The organism is Acinetobacter sp. UBA5934, from assembly GCF_002430855.1.
In the GTDB taxonomy this organism is placed as follows: Bacteria; Pseudomonadota; Gammaproteobacteria; order Pseudomonadales; family Moraxellaceae; genus Acinetobacter.
Genome location: NZ_DJDC01000194.1, coordinates 364 through 824 on the forward strand (window position 1 = coordinate 364; position 461 = coordinate 824).

General features: G+C 46.0%; 1 protein-coding gene. It reads left to right on the top strand.

Translation table 11 applies throughout. From position 1 onward, the window contains the following. A partial coding sequence (locus tag B2Y23_RS14515) for an amino acid permease (RefSeq protein ID WP_291371573.1) occupies positions 1-461 on the top strand: 461 nt, incomplete at both ends.

Genomic DNA, 461 nt, shown 5'->3' on the forward strand with positions numbered 1-461 from the left:
GCTGAAGGTGTCAGTAGCAGTCCATTCGTGACAGTATTCCAGCATATTGGTATTCCTTATGCCGAAGATATTATCCGCTTTGTGATCATCACCGCACTGCTATCTGCTGCTAACTCAGGTCTATTTGCTGCATCCCGTATGATGTGGTCATTGTCTTACAGCAAACAGTTACCAGCGGTATTTTCCCGCTTAAATGCGCGTGGTGTACCTTATATTGCAGTCATTGTCACCATGATTGGTGGTATGCCTGGTTTGCTGTCTGAACAGTTCGCACCGGAAACCATCTTCACTAACTTGCTAGGTATTGCAGCATTTACTATGGTAGTGGTCTGGATGAGCATCTGTCTCAGCATGTTCAACTTCCGCCGTGAATGGTACAAACAGGGTAAAACAGCGAAGGATCTTGATTTTGCTGCGCCATTGTTCCCGATCGTACCGATTCTGGGTTTTCTGTTCTGTCT